This is a genomic window from Flavobacterium rarum (SeqCode) (assembly GCF_965234445.1).
Taxonomy (GTDB): Bacteria; Bacteroidota; Bacteroidia; order Flavobacteriales; family Flavobacteriaceae; genus Flavobacterium; species Flavobacterium rarum.
On record NZ_OZ248505.1, the window covers coordinates 1 to 20,100 of the forward strand.

The 20,100-nt window shown below is 32.3% G+C and carries 14 protein-coding genes; 1 reads left to right on the forward strand and 13 read right to left on the reverse strand.

The window, feature by feature from the left end:
* Nucleotides 1-682 precede the first annotated feature (682 nt).
* Together AC8GF4_RS16085 and AC8GF4_RS16090 are read right to left on the reverse strand one after the other, a co-directional pair.
* Complete coding sequence (locus tag AC8GF4_RS16085; RefSeq protein WP_506596075.1) at nucleotides 683-3,511, reverse strand: M16 family metallopeptidase; 2,829 nt, start codon at nucleotides 3,509-3,511, stop codon at nucleotides 683-685.
* Between the two features lie 632 nt (nucleotides 3,512-4,143).
* Nucleotides 4,144-5,949 (reverse strand): serine hydrolase domain-containing protein, encoded by a 1,806-nt coding sequence (locus tag AC8GF4_RS16090; RefSeq protein WP_506596077.1) that lies wholly within the window; start codon nucleotides 5,947-5,949, stop codon nucleotides 4,144-4,146.
* A 768-nt stretch (nucleotides 5,950-6,717) separates the two neighbouring features.
* On the opposite strand from AC8GF4_RS16090, the gene AC8GF4_RS16095 reads away from it, so the two are divergent.
* Nucleotides 6,718-9,315 carry a DUF6923 family protein gene (locus tag AC8GF4_RS16095; RefSeq protein ID WP_506596079.1) on the forward strand — a complete coding sequence of 866 codons (2,598 nt, stop codon included), beginning with the start codon at nucleotides 6,718-6,720 and terminating at the stop codon, nucleotides 9,313-9,315.
* A 395-nt stretch (nucleotides 9,316-9,710) separates the two neighbouring features.
* Here AC8GF4_RS16095 and AC8GF4_RS16100 read toward each other — a convergent pair whose 3' ends face one another.
* The 11 genes from AC8GF4_RS16100 to AC8GF4_RS16150 all read right to left on the reverse strand — a co-directional run bounded on the left by AC8GF4_RS16100 (nucleotide 9,711) and on the right by AC8GF4_RS16150 (nucleotide 19,482).
* Nucleotides 9,711-10,133, reverse strand: a complete 423-nt coding sequence (locus AC8GF4_RS16100; RefSeq protein WP_506596081.1) for a DUF3995 domain-containing protein — start codon at nucleotides 10,131-10,133, stop codon at nucleotides 9,711-9,713.
* 1 nt (nucleotide 10,134) lies between these two features.
* Entirely contained in the window at nucleotides 10,135-11,262 is a 1,128-nt protein-coding gene (locus tag AC8GF4_RS16105; protein WP_506596082.1) for an FAD-dependent monooxygenase, read from the reverse strand.
* A 162-nt stretch (nucleotides 11,263-11,424) separates the two neighbouring features.
* Nucleotides 11,425-12,438, reverse strand: a complete 1,014-nt coding sequence (locus tag AC8GF4_RS16110; RefSeq protein WP_506596083.1) for an IS30 family transposase — start codon at nucleotides 12,436-12,438, stop codon at nucleotides 11,425-11,427.
* A 322-nt stretch (nucleotides 12,439-12,760) separates the two neighbouring features.
* Nucleotides 12,761-13,621: an IS3 family transposase gene (locus tag AC8GF4_RS16115; RefSeq protein ID WP_506596353.1), complete on the reverse strand. Its 861-nt coding sequence runs from the start codon at nucleotides 13,619-13,621 to the stop codon at nucleotides 12,761-12,763.
* On the reverse strand, nucleotides 13,618-14,001 hold the full coding sequence (locus AC8GF4_RS16120) for a ubiquitin family protein (protein WP_506596085.1): 384 nt from the start codon (nucleotides 13,999-14,001) through the stop codon (nucleotides 13,618-13,620). Before AC8GF4_RS16120 ends, AC8GF4_RS16115 begins: the two co-directional genes overlap by 4 nt.
* Before the next feature lie 1,687 nt (nucleotides 14,002-15,688).
* Nucleotides 15,689-16,141, reverse strand: coding sequence for a hypothetical protein (locus tag AC8GF4_RS16125; RefSeq protein ID WP_506596086.1), 453 nt, complete (start codon nucleotides 16,139-16,141; stop codon nucleotides 15,689-15,691).
* A gap of 14 nt (nucleotides 16,142-16,155) precedes the next feature.
* The gene (locus AC8GF4_RS16130) at nucleotides 16,156-16,404 is read right to left on the reverse strand and encodes a hypothetical protein (protein WP_506596088.1); all 249 of its coding nucleotides are present in this window, start codon (nucleotides 16,402-16,404) and stop codon (nucleotides 16,156-16,158) included.
* A gap of 175 nt (nucleotides 16,405-16,579) precedes the next feature.
* Nucleotides 16,580-17,104, reverse strand: coding sequence for a hypothetical protein (locus AC8GF4_RS16135; RefSeq protein WP_506596090.1), 525 nt, complete (start codon nucleotides 17,102-17,104; stop codon nucleotides 16,580-16,582).
* On the reverse strand, nucleotides 17,085-17,975 hold the full coding sequence (locus tag AC8GF4_RS16140) for a hypothetical protein (RefSeq protein ID WP_506596092.1): 891 nt from the start codon (nucleotides 17,973-17,975) through the stop codon (nucleotides 17,085-17,087). Before AC8GF4_RS16140 ends, AC8GF4_RS16135 begins: the two co-directional genes overlap by 20 nt.
* Nucleotides 17,976-18,144: 169 nt before the next feature.
* Nucleotides 18,145-18,507, reverse strand: a complete 363-nt coding sequence (locus tag AC8GF4_RS16145) for a hypothetical protein (RefSeq protein WP_506596094.1) — start codon at nucleotides 18,505-18,507, stop codon at nucleotides 18,145-18,147.
* A gap of 225 nt (nucleotides 18,508-18,732) precedes the next feature.
* Nucleotides 18,733-19,482, reverse strand: a complete 750-nt coding sequence (locus AC8GF4_RS16150; RefSeq protein ID WP_506596096.1) for a hypothetical protein — start codon at nucleotides 19,480-19,482, stop codon at nucleotides 18,733-18,735.
* Nucleotides 19,483-20,100: the final 618 nt, after the last annotated feature.

Genomic DNA, 20,100 nt, shown 5'->3' on the forward strand with positions numbered 1-20,100 from the left:
GTCTTTTCTCCTGGTTGGATATTCTGGATATTACGACTAGCATAATTCCTTACATTCTGTTCAGACTCTAAAAGATAAAAAAGAATGAGGTGGTTTCTATCGAACAATATACTTCTTGAGTTATTTAGCCATCGGTGTACTCTCATTCTTCTTACTTTATTTCTACAAATTTAATCATTCCATTTCTGAAATTTTTAACTTTGCAAACATAGGAGCTATCCTATCGTGTGAACACAAATATTAGCCCTTTTTTTACGTATTCTTAATAAATCAATTCTATTAAGATCTAGTTTTATCAGCAATTCTAACATCGCCCGCGGTTTTAACCCAGGGTATCGTATCGATAAACATTTTTTTTAGACATTGAATTTCCCCTAATATTGTCTCCAACGGTTGAAACCGTTGGCTATGGTATAATCAAATCGTTGTCTTGAAAAAAAATAACTTCCCATCTTTGGACTGTTTTGTAAACATTAATGGTATAATTTATAAAAGTAAATTATTGTTTTTATAGCATTATACCTTTTTAATCGATTGTAAATTGCTTAGATTTATAAAGACAATTTTATAAATCTAAAATAGCTATCACAATAACTTTTACAAAGGTTAGAGCTCAACTTGATTTTTTTTTTTTTTTAGTATCATTGAAATTTCAGTGTAGTTTTAATAAAAAGTGACTAGTCTATTTCTTTGGATTTAATAAAACTGGTTTTCCAAAACCTATTTGTTCTAATTTTTGTAATTGGGTTTCTGCATCACCAACTACCAAATAGATCATCTGGTTGGTATTGAGATATTTATCTGAAAGTTTCTTAATATCAGAAACAGTTGCTTTTTTGGTTTCTATTTCTTGTTTTTTAACATAATCAATTGGATAATTGTAATTGCAAATTTCATTAAGCATATTGAGTTTTGCATCCAAAGTTTCAAAAGCTCGAGCATTACTTTTTATCAAATAACTTTGAGTGATTTCTAGGTCATTGACATTGTAATTTTTTCCGTAATTCTCTAGTATGTTTTTTATTAATTGCAATGATTCAAATGTGATGTTAGAACGTACACTAGTGCTTATTTGAAATGGTGCTTTGTACTCATTGCCTTCAAAACTAGAATTTATTCCATACGTATATCCTTTTTCTTCGCGTAATTGCTGTAATAACTGAGATGCAAATCCGCCACCTCCTAATCGATAATTGAGTACATTGGCCAAATGAAAGTCAGGGTTTGTTGCAGGCAAAGAAATAGCTCCAATTCGCAATACAGATTGTTTAGCGCCTGGTACATCATAAAAGTAAATAGTTGATTTGTCAGGTTTGCTGGCTATAAAAGGGATAGGGGTAAGTACTTTTTTGGTAGTCCAATTGTTATTTAAATTATTTAAGGATTCAAGTACTTTCTTCATTGGAATTGCGCCAACAATTTGAAAGTTTGATACTGAAGGTGAAAAGTTTTGTGAATAATAATTTTTTAAGTCTTCAATAGAAATGTCATTAACTGTTGATTCTGTTCCGATTAATGCATAAGAGAGTTTGGTGTCTGGACCATAAATTAATTTTTTGAATTGATTTTTTGCTATGCTGTTTGGATCTGCTTTTTGCTGATTGATTTGGCTTAAAGTACTTTTTTTAATCAAATCAAATTCAGAGTCATCCCAACGTGGTTCCAGAATTATTTCTTCTATTAGTTGTATTGTTTGATCATAATTTTTTGAAAGAGTCGAACCGTAAATTATAATTGCATTATTTGAGGAATTAATTTTAATTGTAGCTCCTAACATTTCAATTTCATTTTCCAACTCTTGGGTAGTTTTGTTTTTGGTACCCTTGGTCATTAAATTGGCCACTAGATTTGAAGTACCGATTTTGGAATTTTTATCCAACAAAAGACCTCCTTTTATTTGCAATTGAAACTGAACCAAAGGCACTTCATTGTTTTCAATTCCGTAGAGTTGAATACCAGACGAAAGTTTTTCTTCCCATACTTTTGGTGTTTTAATTGTTGGATTATCAACATATTGAGGTTCTATACTTCTATCAAAACTAGATGGTGTTTTCGGATAATTTGCTATTATACTTGCATCAAAAGCTTCTTCATTTCCAGCAATGATTTTTTCTTCTGCGATAACTGCCAAAGTCGAATTTTTGAGTGCTAAACTGGCTTGATTTTTTGGTACAAAGCTTGAGGCAATATAGTTTTTTTCTTTGATGTATTTTTGGTAAACACGCATTACATCTGCAGGAGTTACTGCCAAAATATTTTTGATATCATTTTTGATATAGGAAGGCGAACCTGTATACAAGTTGTATTGTGCCAACTGAAATCCTTTGCCTAAAACACTGGATAAATTGGTGTAAAAATCTGTTTCTTGTTTGGCTATAATACGCTCAAGATCTTTTTGAGAAATCCCTTCTTTTTCAAATTTGGCAAACCCTTCGGTTATTCCTTCAAGAACAAGGTTTAAATCAGTTTTGTCAAAAGCTCTGACAGTCAGTTTGTATTGACCTGCAATTTCTGAATTGTTTTGATAAATTGAAACGGCATCGGTTACTTTTTTATTTTCGACTAAAGCCTGATACAATGGAGCATTTTTTCCTACAGACAAATATGTTGCCAATACTTCCAAAGCATAGCTGTCTGGATGGTATTCATAAACAGTAGGCCAAACTATTGTAAGCTGTGGCAAACGAGCAAAATTGTCTTCAAAATAGAGTTTCTTGGTTTCAGGTAGCGTAACAGCATATTTATCTATTTTTGGAATGTCATTTCCACGTTTAATTTCTCCAAAATATTTTTCTATCCAAATTTTGGTTTGTTGGGAATCAAAATCTCCTGCAATTGTTAGGGTTACATTGTTTGGAACGTACCATTTGTTATAAAAATTTTTAACATCTTCCAAAGTAGCATTTTGTAGATCTTCTAATGATCCAATAACTTCCCAATTGTAAGGATGTCCGACTGGATACAAATTTTTATTGATAACCTCATTATTATAACCATAGGGACGATTGTCGTAAGATTCTCTTTTTTCATTTTTAACCACTTGTTTTTCTTTTGCCAACACAGGTTCTGTTACTGTATTTATAAAAAAACCTAATTTATCAGCTTCGGCCCAAATCATTTTTTCTAAAGCATCTTTTGGAACTGTTTGAAAATAATTGGTTCGATCTCTACTAGTTGATCCATTTGCCCCTTCGCCACCGATACGGGCACTCATTTTATCTAATCCGCCTTTTCCTAAGTTTTCTGATTCCAAAAAAAGTAAGTGCTCAAATAAATGGGCAAAACCTGTTCGACCGGGAATTTCTCTAGCAGAACCAACATGGCAGGTAAGTGCAACAGCAACTACAGGATCGGATTGATCTTTATGTAAAATTATATGAAGACCATTTTCTAGAGTATATTCTTCAAAATCAACATTAAACTCGTTTTGAGGATTTGATTTATTTTGAGCTTGTATTGCAAAATTACCAAAAAGGAGCAGTAGCAAAAACAATGTTTGATTTGATTTCATGTGTAGGTTCTCTTTTTTTATTTAATTTTTTTATAATTGATTCCAATACTTACAAGTTGAGTTTTGCGCTCTTTGTTTTTATTTACCTTGTCAATTGTATTTAATTTTAATTTTTTTATTTTGAACAATGATTGGATTGAATTTAGTTGTTATTCGTTTTATTTAGGGATCTAATTTATGAATTTATAAATAAACAATTTTTATTTTTAGTTATTTTATGGAAAGTGAAAATTATGTTTTATATTAATGATTGCTATGTTTACATCCAAATTTCAATTTTTTGTACAGTTTTGAGAAGATATCAAAATAAAACTTTTTACGATAAAGATTATCGAATTTTAAGTGTAAAAAATAATATAAACCCAAACAATAATAGTTTATAAATCGGTTTTTTTTATATTTTTATAATAAAAGATTTATGGTTCTTCGCAAAATTAGTGGGAAACCAAACTAGGTTGTTTGCAAATGAAAATTATGGCATAGATAAAGAGCCACTTTTAAAGCTTTTAATTTTTGCACTTTGTCAAAGTCTTTTAAGTCATTAATCTTCAAGACGCTCTGAGCTTTTGTATTTTTAGAAACAAAAAACAAAGCTAAAATGAGAAGTGATGATTATACTTTTAACATTAGGTCTATTCCTTTTTTAAAGTTTCTAAAATGTCTTTTGTTTGCAGATCGTAAGGGTCAAGCGCTACAGCTTTTTGATAACTTTTAATTGCATTAGTTTTGTCATTGATTTTTAAAAAATAATCGCCCCGACGACTATAAACCATTGATGAATTTGGGTGTTGCTCAATAGCAACATCCAAAATTGTTTTTACTGCTTTTTCGTTTAATGGCTTCTTGTTCATTAAGTCGTAAGCTAAATAGGTAATTTGCCCTTCGTTCATATTCATTGCGCTAAATGCCTTTTTTGCTTCATCATATTTTTGCATATTCAGGTATTCGGTTGGTGAAAATTCATCGTCTTTCATTTTCGGCATTGGCTTTTCTTGATAAATATTTTGTAGCCCAGTAACTTCTCCTTTTTCATTTCTTTTGAAAAAACCTTTTATGTTATAATCTGTAAAAACAATAGTGTCTTTTGTTATTGGGAAACAATAAATATCAAGTCCATTATTGATGTTTTCAACTAAATAGTTTTTTTCTTTTCGCAGATAAAGCACATCGTCTGTTCCCATTCTGTAGCGACCTGCAAGTTTATCTAATTCGACATCGGATAAAAGTATTGGATCTATTTCGGTTGGTAAATAGGTTGTCCAATTATACACTTTTGCAACTGCTCTTCTTATTTCTTTACCAATTCCATTTTGGTTGTCGCCTGAATTGAGCATTACAATTACACCATTCCCACCTTCAACACTTGCTATACCATAAGCTAAAAAACCTGCATTTACTCCTGTGAATTCAAAGAAAACGCCCTTTGGGTCTTTGTTATCTGTTCTTTGAATTAAAAATGGTCCAATCCCCATTTGTTCTTTATAGCCACCGTCTGAAACATTTATTTGTGCAGTGAGCATTTTTTTAGTGATGTCTTTGCTCAAAATCTTTCCTTTGCCTAAGTATGATTTTTGAACATCAATAAAAAATTTAGCAAGGTCTGTTGGTGTAGTGTAAAGCCCTGCTGCTGCTTGTTGTGGGTAAACATAGGGCATACCTTTAAACCAAGAAGCAAAAGAATAAGCCCAAGAAACTTGTTTTGAAAATTTTGCTGGAACAGGTTGCTCAAAGGTTGAATTTTTCATTCCAAGTTTGTCAAAAAGTATTTCTTGTGTTAAGCTAGAAAAGCTTTTTTTAGAAACGTCTATTAATGCTAACTGAGCAATCATACTTCCACCTCGTGAATAGCGAAACTCTTTATTAGGTTCGCTATTTGCAACGACAGCTCTTGTTTGTGAAATTTTTGCACCACTTAAAACGTCAACAATCGTTGGTAATGGCTCAGTTGGTGTAAAACCAAAATAGGAAGTTTGAGAAGTACCTGCTGTATGGCTCAATAGCATTCTTAACGTTATGGGGGTCTTTTTTGTAAAATCATTTTCGGCAATTTTCCAAGATGTAAGATAGTTGTTGATAGGTTGCTCCAATTCAATTTGACCGTTGTCGACCATTTTTAATGCTGTAACTGCCATCAAAAATTTACTGATTGAGCCAGCTGAAAACATTGTTTCAGTTGTAACAGGTCTATTTTTGAGGGTGTCTGCTAAACCATACCCTTTTGCCCAGTCAATTTTATAGTCTTTAATAACGGCTATACTTAATCCTGGTACTTTGTAATATTTCATTCTATCAATAATATTCCAACCTTTAAAACCTTTCACAGGCACATAAGGAATTAGGTTGTTTTCTACTTGACTAATTTTCTCTTGTAATTGCATAGTTTGTCCAAAAGTTTGTCCAAAAAGGGCAAGAGATAGCATTAAGATACTTATTTTCATATTAAACGTTTATTAAAAATATCAAAGAGTGTTCTGATGCTATAGTGGGTTTGGTACTAAAGTAAAATTAATTTTTTGGTTTTTACTAAATAACTCGTTATGAAAATTTCTTTATTTTAAGGGTATTATAGCTTTTTTTCAAAAACATAAATATACGAATAGTCTATCGATTTTTCTTGTAATAGTATTACAAATTCGCTCACTTTGTATAGAAATTCTTAAGTTGCTACTTAACGCCAAAAAATCATAAAAAAAGCTAAAAGGTCATTTTTGGTGTTTTTAAAAGCCATTACTCTCATCGTATTTAGCGTAAAAAATCGTATCACTTTTTTCGTGTTTACGGATGATAACCTTTTTTGAAAATAGTGAGAAGTCGGAGACGTTCGCACAGCATACTTCAGCGTTTTGTATACTTCGATGCGCGAGAGAAGAAAATCATTCACTGAATTTCACTAAAAAGTATAAAAATGGTGAAGTAGTTTAATTTTAGTAGATTTCTAATGCAAAATCTAGTTTTAAGTTTAATTTGTCAATATTAAAATTTGTTTTTCAATTCGTCTATGTTAGGTATAAAGTATTACAAAACAATATGTTATGTGTTTTTTTTGTGATTTGTTTATTGTTTATTAACTGGGTTTAGTTATCTTTATTTACGTTTTAAAAAAAAAATATAAAAATTAAAGTTTTTTTTTAAAATCCAAAATAAATGTAAGTTCAAACAACATGTCACCATTTCTGATGTATAATATAACCTAAAAAATGAATGTTATGAAAAGAAAATTATTTTACCCAAAGCCTTTAGTGTTTTTAGTAGTGTTGAATTTTTGTTTCAACTGTGTTTCGTCACAAAGTCTCCCTTTTAACTGCGATTTTAATGCTTATCTATTTCAGTACAATGACGTGTATGCGATAGATTTGGCGTCTGGTACTTCTGTGTTATTGAAGGAAAATGTCACACCGGGTAGTATTAATGCTGTAGGATATAATCCTACAGATGGTTACATTTGGGGATATCTGAGCTCCCCCTCAAAATCGATTGTTCGTGTTGGGAAAGATTTTACGCCCACGATTTTTAATATAGAGCAGTTACCAACTAGCGGCAGTTATGTAGGCGATATAAGCCCCGACGGTATCTATTATTGTAAAGGTAGTGGGTCTTCGTTTTCTAAAGTAGATCTAAATCCTTTGTCTCCCAATTACTTACAATATCTTGGCCTAAACACACTTGCTTATGATATTGTTATTCACGATTGGGCTTTCAATAGTGTTGATGGTAATTTGTATGCTGTATCCCAAGGAGGTAATACTTTGTACAGAATTGATCCCCAAAATGGAGGGATTACTAACCTTGGTTTGGTTCCGATATTGGCTGGTAATAATTATACCTATGGTGCTGTGTATTTTGATAAAGCGGGAAATTTTTATATTTCTACCAACCAAACAGGAACGGTCTATATCGTTAAGAATGTTTCGGTATTAACAGGTTCAAATGCAATAGTATCTAACCTTTTTGCCTACGGACCCTCTGCGAGCTCAAACGACGGTGCGCGTTGTCCCACAGCACCTGTTCTCATTGAAGAATGCGATAATGGCATTGATGACGATGCAGACGGTTTAATAGATTGCGAAGATCCATCTTGTTCCGGATATTCGGGTTGTCCTGTAATTGTTCAAAATGTTTCTACTGGAAATCAAGGCGGACTAGAAAGTAATAACCGACTTTCAGAATTGATCACAAAACGGAATTATGATCGAACAAAAACAGCCTACAAATTCGACGTAAAAAAAGCCAAAAAAGTACTTAAACAAGATAAGTTTTCAAAAAATTCTGGTGAATCAATTTTAAAACAATATATTCCACTTGGTAAAATTAATGAAAACGAAGTTGTAAATTCAACTCCTACTGATTTATCAGCGATCACTAATGCATCAGAAGTCTACTCGGTAGATTATATAAGAAATAATCTTACAGTAGCCTCTATTTTAGCCTTGAAAACAGAAAACAAAGTATACGAACACACAAAGTATATTTGCGATCGGTTACTTGGAGGACAAATCATCTCGGTTTCGACTATTCATATCAACGACGAACCGTTTATCAAAACAATAATTAAAAACGCGGATAATTCAACCGAATATGTGCTTAGTTTTTCTGCCAAGAAAATTAATAACGATGCGAATTTTGGCATTGAAAGTCATTGGAATATAGATAAATACACAGAAAATGTTGGATATTACAATTTTCAAATTTGGAGTAATTCAGTAGATGATCTTTATAGTCTAGGGCTTGAGATTATTAATTTACTAAATCAACAGAAATCTATTTTGGAATATAAAACTTCTACACCGCCAACAGTTTTTGTTAGAAAAGGAGCTTATGTAAATGGGCAGCTTCAACTGCAAATTGTAAATACCAATGCTACAGGATCAGTAATTTTTGATGCAGGAATTAGAAAAACTGAAACATCAGTAGAAGAAAAATTAAACAATTCTTTGACTTTAGATAAAAAGTTTTTGTCTAATATAACTATTGAAACGGGCAATTTGTTTGATATCGGGTTTAGAATTGGAGATGGTATTGCTACGCCTGACGATTTGTTTTTATCTGACGGCTCTTGGGGAGTTGACGCTCCTCAAAATAATTCATCTGTAACTCAATATACTGTAAATCAAAATTCAGAAAAGTTTGCTGATAATGCCTATAAAATTGAACGGAATGTAATATTGAAAGCCATAACATCTGACTACGTTTCTGTTTACAAAGCGCTCACTCCACGATTTGCTCCTGTTGATTTGTCTGCATACAAAAGTTTGCATTTGAAAGCGAAAGGAAACGGAATACTTGAAATAATTTTGATTAAAAACAGTATTTCTGATTGGGAAAAACAATATAAAAAATCTATTGTAATAAGTGATGAGTTGAAAGATTTTGCAATTCCCCTTTCGGAATTTAGTTCGAGTATTGGTTTACCTTTAGTTTTAAATGATTTAAAAACGATAACTTTTAAAATGACTAGTTCAGATGGACAAAGTTCGGTAAAGGAAATGGATCTACAGACGATTCAGTTCTCTAAAGACTTGACTCTTACAGCTCCTGCATTTAAAGATATTGAAAACACTATTTCTCTGATTCCTAATCCAATGGGTCAAAATACAATTTTAAAATTCACTTCAACATTCTCAGGAAAAGCGAAGCTAGAGATATTTAATTCCTCTGGGTCATTGGTTAAAGAAATGGTGGTAGAGGTTGGGAGTGGAGTTAACCAAATTAATATATCACGCGATAATTTAGCCTCCGGAGTATATTTTTGTAAAATATCTGGTACTTCAATTAACATTGAGGCTCAAAAGTTGATTGTAAAATAGCTTTGCATTATTATTGTAATGAGAGAATTAAATCGGTTTTAAATTTCATTCTACAAACTATATCATAATAATTCTTCCTAAATAAAATCCCAACAACAAAATTTGACCATTTCATAGCGTTTATACTATGGAATGGTCATTTTTTAAAAGAACCCCCTAGCGGATTCAAGGTCCCATCTCAACAGGTTCATTAATAATCTAGTAACTCAAAGTTAATTTTTCTAAGGAATTTATTTTAGTTCAATTTCAACTTGCGCCTAACGTTTGGCTGCTTGGCGATGTGGCGGATTAATAAAGCCTAAATTTTCGGTAAATGCCTAATTTTTCAAGTACAAAACTATCTAGAAATTATGTCTAAACCTACCATAAAGCCAAACGGCGGTTGCAAGAGGTTTTTATTTTGTCAGTTCTAAAATTATTGTCAGTATTACAATTTTCAAGCATAAAGGCGAAAAATATTTCGTATCATTTTTGCCAAATTTCGTTTGTTTTATTTTCTTAAAAAAACCAACATATTTAAAATCACCAATTGCTCTTAATGTAAAAATGCCTGCAATAATCCAAAGTCCATATTTATTGAGCCATTGTGGTGTGTTAAAAGCTACAAGTCCTAATATTACTAAAATGAAAAGACCAAAACCTAATAATCCAAACGCAACAATTAAAGTTGGTAAAACAGTAGGGTTTAACACTTTTGTATTGTTATCGTCCTTTGTGGGTAACACTGCATCACTTCCCCATTTTCCTCCAAGTGCCCAATAGAAGTGAATTGAGGAAATAAACAAGAAAATTAAAAATAATATAATTGCTATTGTCATGTTAGTTCAAGTTAAAAATCGTATCCATTTGTTTTTTGTTGGCTGATTTTGGGATATTTTTCATTATGAAATTACGCAACCAAATCCCAAAACTGTTTTCTATATGTGCCATTTTTCCAACTGTCCAACTTGTGTTTACAATTGTATGGGCTTTCTTTCGTCTTAAATTTTCATACGTTGCAAAAGTTTTTTCTATTTCAAGTCCATTGTCAAGCAGTTTGCCTAAAACATAAGCGTCTTCTATGGCTTGACAAGCACCTTGTCCCAAATTTGGTGTTGTGGCGTGAGCCGCATCTCCAATCAAACAAACATTTTCGCCTTGCCATTTGTCAATTGGTTTTAGGTCAATAATGTCACTTACAATTATTTGTTCTTTTGTGGTAGCTGAAATAATATTTAAAATATCTATATGAAATTCACTAAAAAACTCTGTCAAGTTTACTCCATCTACTTCTACATTTTTTGAGTTTGCCAAAGCATACCAATATACTTTTTTATCGCTAATTTTGACAAACCCAAAACGTTTACCCTTTCCCCAAGCTTCGTTCAGTTCGTTATGATATTTTTGTGGCAAGTCAATTTCGCAAACTCCTCTCCAACATATTTGGTTTGCGTTGCGTAATATGCTTTTTTCAAATAGTTGATTTCTAACAACTGATTTGATACCGTCTGCACCAATAACAGTTTTGCTTTCAATGGTGGAATTGTCTTCAAAAGTCAGCTTAAAAAGTTCATTCTTTTCAATTTTTGAAAGGCGTTTTGATAATTTTATATTGTCGTAGCCAATTTCATTGGCAAGTATTTTTTGTAATTCTCCTCTGTGAATGGCAATATTATGAACTCCATATTTTTTTTCATATTGGGTTAAGTCAGCTACGGAAATAGTATTGAGTTGTGTGTCTGTAATTTTCATATAGGAAATTTTGTTTCCTACTTTTTCAATTTGATTTTGAATGCCTATTTTTTGAAACACTTGCATTGCGTTGTTTGCAAGTATTATTCCTGCTCCAATAGGTTTTATTTCTACCGAACTTTCAAAAATGTTTACATTCAGTCCTTTTTGTTTGAGTGTCAAGGCAGTTGTTAGTCCGCCAATTCCTGCTCCAATTATGTTTACTGTTTCTTTCATTTTTCTGTCGGTTCTTTTGTTATGAGGTGGGCGGATTCAAGGGTCTAACGCAACACCGTTAGTTATTTTTAATAAATCAAATTTAGTATTTTTCTTAGACAATGCGCTTAATTTCAGAATAACTTTTTTGGCTTTTTGAGAAGCCAAAAGTTATTTCCGAAATTAAGCCTGTGTGTGATTCCATTCGTTTATTTCCTTATTCCTGATTTCGTTTGGTGTTTTGAATCCTAGAACCTTTCTGGGTCTGTTGTTTAGGTTATTTTCTATTTGTTTTAGCTCTTCAGTAGTGATGGTGTTAAAGTTCGTTCCTTTGGGTAAAAATCTTCTAATTAATCCATTGGTGTTTTCATTTGTACCTCTTTCCCACGAGGAGTAAGGATGGGCAAAATAAATGTCCATTCCGGTGTTTTCAGAGAGCCATTTATGATTTGCCATTTCTATTCCGTTGTCGTATGTCATTGTTTTTCTGAGGTATTTAGGTTGATTATTTAAATGTTTGGCAAATTCTTGAGTTACTGTTTTTGATTTTCTGTTTGGAATTTTTACTATAATAACATATCTTGTTTTTCTATCTACAATGGTTCCTATAGCGCTTTTATGTGCCACTCCAATCATTAAGTCCCCTTCTAAATGTCCAGCCTCCTGACGTTCTTCAATGTGTGATGGTCTATTGTCAATACTGACTTGGTCTTTGATTCGTGTTCTTTTTTTGCAAAATTTCCTTTTGTCTCTTCTTTTGTGATGGTGATAAGGAAGTAATTTTATCAGTTTTTTACCTAAAGAGGACTGTCTGTGCCTATAAATGTGTTTATAGATAGACTCATAGGAAATCGACATAATAGGGTCATTTGGATACGATACCTTGATTCTTCCAGCCAATAATTCTGGGCTTGTTCCTAAGAGTAAGTTTCTGTATACAAATATTTTAAGTTTTGGATAAGTGTTGATTTTATCCAGTGTTCGTTTGTTTTTATTGGTTTCTAAAGCATACCAATGGGCTAAATCAGCTTTGTAAAAATCCGTTGGTTTTAATACCCAAAGTTTTACTTCTTTAGTAATGGTAGATCGGCTTCTATTTAGTTGCTTTGAAATGTAACTTTTAGACCGATTCTCTTTGAGTAATGTCTCGATTATAATACGCTCTTTTAAAGTTAAGCGTTTGTACTTTTTTTCCATAATTCAACAAAGATAATATTTATCATTTGTTGCGTTAGGTTATTGAATTCTCCTTTTTTGTGTCTTATCCTAGAATACGTTGACCTTTTTTTTGTTAAAAAACAGGTTTAAAAATGTCAAATTGGCCAGCCAATTTGCAGGTAGGTTTTTTTAGTTTTTTCTGCCCAAAAATGAATTAGGTTTTCAAGAAGCGACAAGCTTTTTGTAGATTGTCGCATTCATTTTTGTACGATTATGGTTTTGGCACTATACGAGTTGCACCTCTGCAGAGCTCTTTTCCATCCTCACATAAACAACTCAAAAATAGGAATTTTAATTTAATTTAGGCTACTTTTCTTTCTCTTTTATAGTTCTTGTTTTTTTGTTTATCGTATTGAATATGAACTTCTTGTGGTTTTTTTAAATCCAAACTCCAGTGCATTCTTTGGTTATTATAAAGATCCACAGCTTCTTTTACCATTTTTTGTGCCAGTTCTATGGACTTAATGGTTGCTTTTAATCCAAACTCATATTTCAATATTCCATTAATTCGCTCAGCAATTGCGTTTTCATAAGGGTCATATTGTTGGGTTGTACTTAGGACAAACCCTTTGTTTTCTGCGTATTGAGAATAATCGGGACAGCAATATTGAATTCCTCTATCGGAGTGATGGATAATGTTTTTGTGCTTGAAAATGCAGTTTTTGTATGCCATATTTAGTGCGTCTTTTACCATCGAAACTTTCATATTATCTTGTAAACTCCAGCCCATAATTTTGCGAGAATAAGCATCGGTTACTAAAGCTAAATAGGCGTGACCTGAATCGGTTTTGATATAAGTGATGTCACTTACGAAAACTTGTTCGCTGTGTGTTATCTTTAAATCAGTGAGTAGGTTAGGTGATTTATAGAAGAAGTGATTAGAGTTGGTTGTGATGAAATAGCGCTTTGTTTTTTTGATGAGCATTCCTCTTGAACGAAGCAAATCGTTTATGGCATCACGTCCCATTTTTATATTGATTTCCATTAGTTTAGGTTGCAAATATTCATACAATTTTAGAGTGCCAGTTTTGGGCAAGGTTTTTCGATATTTGACAATCAAATCTAGAACATTTTCACGTTCTATTTCTTTGGTTTTTTCTCGTTCAAGACCTTGATAATAAGCTTGTTTTGTAACCCCGAGTGATTCATAAATCCATTTTATTTTGAAAGCTTTTTCTTCTTTGTCTGAATTTCGTTTGCTAACCCCTCGGGCAAGTACTTTTTTGAGAGTTCCTCCCCTGTAACTTTCTCAAATTCAACGATTAGTTCTTGTTGAAACTCTTTTATACCTTCTAAATCTTCGATACGCTCTTTGAGTTTTCGAATTTCATCATCCTTTGAAATGAAGGTTTTTTGATTGGAATAGTTGCTTAATTTTTTCATCCAGTAGTGTATTGTGGCTCTTGAAATGTTGTACTTCTTGGATGCGAAGTTAGCAGAAATTTGACCATTATTGATTTGGTCAATGACAAAAAGTTTGTGCTCGAAGGTTACTTTTTGATAGCCATCTTTTCGACAGGCTTGATTTGTTGGTGTTTCCATAGGTACTAAAAGTGTTTAATTTTTAGTCAACCTATTTTAGGACGATGCATAATATAATATGCCTTATAACGTCCCCGCGCTAAAAGCAGTTTGGGACTAAATTAAGCCCATTTTTCGGATTTGCCAAATCTTCCTGACACAAAACCAACTTCAAATTAAACCAAATGCCCAAATTGCTTGTAGCGTGTGTTACTGGAGGCTAGTTTTTGGCGGAATTACTTTGGTTTACCCCAATTTATCAAGTGTCAATTTTTCGTTTCTCTTCGGCAAGTTCGGATTTTCAAGTTTCAGATTTTCCGTTTATAAATTCTATTTTTCCAGCTTCGGCACGTTTCGTTTTCGGCGTCAATTTCAGTTTCTACTTTCCGATAGTAATTTCAAAGTTTAGACGTTTGGCTTTTCATATGCGCTTCAATTGTTCGCTTTTGTATTCGTCAGTAACTAAGTTCCAATTTTCGAGCTTCAGCTTTTCAAGTTTCCACGGATAATTTCCAACTTTCAAGCTTCAGCATTTCTTGCGGATGCAAATCTTGATTTTTCGATTGGTTTTATCTGCGTAATTTCGCACTAGTCTCCAGTAACGTTCCCGCGCTAAAAGCAGTTTGGGACTAAATTAAGCCCATTTTTCGGATTTGCCAAATCTTCCTGACACAAAACCAACTTCAAATTAAGCCAAATCCCCAAATTGCTTGTAGCGTGTGTTACTGGAGGCTAGTTTTTGGCGGAATTACTTTGGTTTACCCGAATTTATCAAGTGTCAATTTTTCGTTTCTCTTCGGCAAGTTCGGATTTTCAAGTTTCAGATTTTCCGTTTATAAATTCTATTTTTCCAGTTTCGGCACGTTTCGTTTTCGGCGTCAATTTCAGTTTCTACTTTCCGATAGTAATTTCAAAGTTTAGACGTTTAGCTTTTCATATGCGCTTCGATTGTTCGCTTTAGTTTTCGTCAGTAGCTAAGTTCCAATTTTCGAGCTTCAGCTTTTCAAGTTTCCACGGATAATTTCCAACTTTCAAGCTTCAGCATTTCTTGCGGATGCAAATCTTGATTTTTCGATTGGTTTTATCTGCGTAATTTCGCACTAGTCTCCAGTAACGTTCCCGCGCTAAAAGCAGTTTGGGACTAAATTAAGCCCTATTTTCGGATTAGCCAAATCTTTCTGATACAAAACCAATTTCAAATTAAGCCAAATACCCAAATTGCTTGTAGCGTGTGTTAGCGATTGTTGTGACACACTAGTTAAGCACCTTTGATTATCGATTCCAATAATCCATTCCAATTGCGGAAGTTTATCCACTTTCAAAATCCGTCCCGAAAACACTTTCAAGCAATCCAAAAATCAGGAGAATAAAATTCCTCATAAACCTCAAAAAAAAAATAAGCGAAAAAAGTCCGCAAAAAAAGTCCGCAAAAAAAAATCGACTTTCTAATTCCATTTTGAAACTCGACTTTCAAAATTCGCAAACAATTCCGTTCGATTTTTGTCGGCAGAGTAGGAGCGGATTAGTTTCTATTTTTCCATTCTTATTAACGTAAATTGCTCGATTTCAACGGAACAATAATCGCTAACGTCCCCGCGCTAAAAGCAGTTTGGGACTAAATTAAGCCCATTATTCGGATTTGCCAAATATTTCTGATACAAAACCATATTTAAATTAAGCCTAATACCCAAATTGCTTGTAGCGTGTGTTATGCGACGTTACTTATTTTCGCTTTCGCTTTAGAAATCAGAGAATATAAATAGAAAGCAATGGAGAGATGTATAAAATTAATTCCGATTGACCAATTATCAATATTTAAATCTTTTGAGTGAATAAAAGCACCATTAAAAATCTTGAATTCAAATTTTGTTAATAAATCATCTACGCTGTAAAAATAAAATGATAAGTCAGGTCCTAATAGAAATTTGAAGGCAAAACCAAACAGTATAAATGAGAAAGCTTGGATGAAATTAGTAATGCACAAATAATGATATGCATATTTATTGCCAACGTTAAAAACACAATAAATTGAAACGATAGAATTAATAATAAAAAAAATATCTTTAAAGAAAATATTTCCTGAAATCATATTTGCAATTGCAAGAGCAATTATTGCGGTATTTACAAAAATGATATAAGATAAAGTAAATTTATTCATCATTGAGGTTTAGTTTTTTAACTCTTATTTTTAATTATTTCGGTACGATTACAATTAGAACACCACCAGTATATTTTGTTTTCATCTTCTAATTCACTTTTAGTACGTTTTTCGCAATCTCTGCAAGTTTTCTCCTTTGATTCATCTTCATAAGCAAAGTAGCCGCAAGAACAACCCCAAGTTGTGATTAGTTCGCCATTTTTATTTTCATCAGTTGCCCAAGTAAACGAATCTTCATTGCAGTTTGGACAAATTTGTGTTGCCATTAGTTAATATTTTTGCTTTCGTTTTATCCGTAATCTTGTGGAAATGTCGCATAACGTCTTGCTAGTAGGCGATGGTCGGGCTAAATAAAGCAATTATTTTCGGATTATCACTAATTTCCCAAATACAAAACAATATTTCCATTAAGCCTAATTCCCGACTATTGCTTACTAGCTGTTACAGGCTGGCTTTCTCGTCCTTGTTTAGTTCAAGATTTATTTCTGATAGGTTAAAAAGTGTCTGCATAATGTCCCACATTGCAATAGTTGTCGTTATGAAAAGTGTCAAATTAGCGGTGTCTGGAAGTTTTAATTGTTCTACTTGCCAACCGAACGGATTTGGAATTTCTTTTGCAATTGCAAATCCAATGACAATCAATATTGAGTAAAATATTAGCCAAATATCTCCTTTGATTTCACTAAAACCGCTAACTAAATTTATATACATTACTTTTTTTTGCTCTTCTGATAACTTCTTGTGTGTGTCGATTTTTGATTTAATATCAGAAACCATTGAAAGTCCAAAAGTGTAAATTGTCAAAGCAAATCCAATTAAAACTCCAAAATAAGTAAATAAATTTGATGTGTCAAAAATTGAAAATGACGAAATAGGAGTAGTCATTACTATGTAATTGGAAACGAAGCCAATTGCTGAAACTATCAGCAAGGTCAATAGAATTCTTTTATTCTTTTTCGTTTTCATCTTCTTCTCTACTTTCAAGTGTATGAATTGTATTCAACTTCTCGCTAATAATTTGAATTTCTTCGTCGGAATATTTTTCTGTTTTTTTTCTTTCAATATAAATTTTAGCAGTATCTGTTTCACTGGATTTGGTTTCTCGAATTCCGTTTCTTTTGAATTTAAGTAGATATTTTCCGCCAACTTCTCTAACATAGTCAATGTAGCCACCAAGTGCTTCCCGCAATACTTTAAGTTGTCCTTCTTTATTTTTAAAGGATATATCAAATACTTCGTTGTTAGTTGTTTCTTTAATTTGTTGCAACACATTTCTTGTGTCTGAATTGCCAAATAGTGCCATATTTGGAGCATTCATTTCCAATGAAAGTTCGTAAATTTCTTCTGCCGAATCAACGTAATTCCAAAATTTCTTTTTTGAAACTAACGGATAAATATTAACTACATAGTCAAAATTCCTCATTTGGCTTCTAAAATAATCCGCAAGTGTATTTACAGAACTTTCTATATGTTGGAATACTGAAACATTTTTTTCTATAAGAACAATTTGATGTTTGGTGTCAACTATCAAATAAACATATTTAGCTTCTTTAATTCCTCTAATTTCAATATCATCATCTCCTTCAATATAAATATTCTCATTTGTCTCTCTTGCGAATTTTATAATATAAATATCGTCTTTGTGCTGAAAACCATAAAAAAGAAACCGTTTATTACCTTTTGTCCATTCAGATTTAGTATTTAGAGCAAGGTAACTAATGATATCAGTCATTAGTTCTTCTTTGCTTTTATTCAACTCTTGAAAAATAGAAACCTGTTCACTTGTCGGAGTTACTAAATATCTATAAGCGAAAAATGGTGACCTTTTGTCTATCATTGTCTGTTTCTTTGTTAAGCTTGCCTGTAACGTTCTGGTACTACAGCGGGTTTGGGAACTAAATTAAGATTTATTTTTCGGTTATCGCTAAACATCCAAATACAAAACCATTTTCCTATTAAGCCTATTGCCCAAATCCGTTGTAGTAGCTGTTATAAGCTGGCCATATTTAGTTATTATATTCGTCATTAAATTCAGTTATCATTAATTCAGGTTTCGATTTAGAATATTTCACATAAACACTATCTCCTTCTTGAATTTTGTCATTTTCATTAAACCCATCACTGTCTTTATACATCTTCCCTTCAACTATATACTCGACTGTAATATGTCTGCCTTTATGAACAGATTTTTTAGTAATTATTCCACGTGTGATTTTATAATCTCGTTTTATAAATTCAATATTTTGTAATTCCTGATTTCTTAAGCCCGTTGCTATAAAATATATAATGCTTGACATTCCGAGTATAATAAGAAAAATGTAGATTTTCTCTTTTGGCGTACTTTTTAGAGGCTTGTTATTTTTACTCATTTTATTTTTTACTGTTGCTTAGCTGCAAAATGATTTAGTTAATTCATTTCATTTATCCGTTTGCGTAATTTTGGTTGGCTTGCTTATAACGTTCCCGCGCTACACGCAGGCTGGGATTAAAGATGCGTAATCTTTCGGTTAAAAACAAATGTGTCAAATACAAACTATTTTCAAATTAAGCCAATTGCCCAGCTTGCTTGTAGCGTGTGTTAGCAGGCGTTTTTTTTACTTCTTTTTCAAGTAAATTTCTATAACTCCATTTTTTCCTTTTTCGCCGTATTTTTTGGTTGCGCTTATATCTTTTAAGACATTTATCGATTCTACGTCATCAGGTTTTATTTCGGCGATAATCTCTTCGGTCACTTCTTTACCTTCGACGATATATAAAGGTTTGTTTTTTTGAGTTTTTTTTTGAGTTGAATAACAATCAGAAACAATATCAATTCCTTCTATTTGTTGTTCGGCATAATATTTATCATCTATTGGATAACGAGGTTCTTTTTTCTTATTTAATTTCACATAAAAATAAATTTCTTTGTTTCTATTTATTCCTAAATAATCAGAACAACCACGAGAAGTCCAAATATCTAAACTGTCATATTTTGCGATAAGTTCCCCCGCTTTAATGTTCTTTAAGTCAATATATTTTCCGTCAGGTAAATATCCCTTAAAATCTTTTGTTAAATGAATTTTTGCAATTGAATTTAAATCTTTACGATATTTCTGGAAGATAACACCTGGATATAATTTTGAAGTAAATCCAATTCTATTTTCAAACCTTCCATCTTGTACAAAACCATCTGAACACAAATCCATTTCTTCCAAATTGATTTGTTTTAATTCAACATCATTTTGCTTTAAATTGTCTAAAGTTAGTTCGCACAATTTTATTTCGGAAAGTTTGATGTCATTTTTCTGTTGGGAAATAGATTTTAGACTAAACAATAAAGCTAGAATTAGAAGTCCTTTTTTCATTTGGTTTTTAGTTTTCTGCGGTTAAATGCCTGCTAACGTTCCCGCGCTAGAAGCAGTTTGGGACTAAATTAAGCCCATTATTCGGATTAGCCAAATTTTTCAAACACAAAACCAATTTCAAATTAAGCCAAATACCCAAATTGCTTCTAGCGTGTGTTATGCGGGGGTTGTTTTGTCGAAATTGTGCATAGAATCCAATAGTATAAGGTTCAGTTTTTTGACTTTCGTTGGCTTTTTAACGTTTCGTTTTTTCAGTTATATATTTATTGGTAATAAATTCCAATTTCACATTTTTCACTTTTCAGGTTAGAGTAGGTGGGTTCCAATTTTCACTCTCGCATCGCTTGTCAGTTGTCTCACTGTTCTGTTGACTAATCCCAACTTTCACGTTTCCAATTTTCACGCTTCAGTTTTTCGTCAGCGTTATATTAGATTCCGTTTTCGCCTCCAATTTTTCGCTTCCGATTTCAAATTTTCTTGCGATTACCAAACGTGATTTCCAAATTGGATTCGTCTGCGTAATTTCGGCAACTCCCGCATAACGTCCCGTGGCTTGGCGTCAGTTGGGGATTTGATTAGCTAAATGTATCGATTAAAAACCGAACTTCCAAGTACAAA